The 657-nt window shown below is 43.5% G+C and carries 1 pseudogene; it reads right to left on the bottom strand.

Annotated features, from left to right (window positions below):
* A pseudogene (locus R7Q46_RS27670) lies at positions 1–657 on the bottom strand (MarR family transcriptional regulator); the annotation flags it as partial.

The following is a 657-nucleotide window of genomic DNA, read 5'->3' as shown; positions in this document are numbered from 1 at the left end:
ACTCCACGCGTTTGGTTCTTTAAGATCTAAACATCTCACTATCGCGATACACCATGATGACCATTGACCAAAATCATCTGACTTGATCTGATTTATTTTTTTATAGCTCGCTGGGTAGTTTACTTTACATGTCTGAACAATGTTCTTTGATAGCGAGAGCCAGTCTCCTGCCTTCGCGCTATCTTTACAGTGGCGTAGAAATACTCGTGGATGCGGAGCATAGCCGCCGACCAGATCATACAGTTGTCGTCCCAGATTTTTCTGTTTGTTAGGTTGTGCTAGATACTTTTCGTAAGCTGCACTGTTCTGGTTGGGCAGATATTTCAATGCAGTGATAGCTGCGTATTTTTGCTGTTTATAAAGTTTAGTGGACTTGATGGGGTGGTGTTTTTCGCAGTAGTAGTGAGAGCGGCTGCGTAGACGCCAGCATAGTGCGCAGTAAGGTAGAACACAGTTCCAAAGAACCTCTTCCTCTTGATGTTGTGGAGTGAGTGAACGCAGATCCTTTAAGCCCAACAGTACTTGATCCATATAATCGATACGTTGTTGAGTATGCAGCCCTACTCCCCGCAAGGCTAATACCGCTTCGATAAGTTTGATTGTTTTATTTAATCCGCCATATATTTCTACGATGTCCGCAAGCTTGATAGCGTTAGA

The sequence above is a fragment of the Vibrio sp. 811 genome (assembly GCF_033339195.1).
This window is presented reverse-complemented; position numbering and strand designations above follow the sequence as displayed.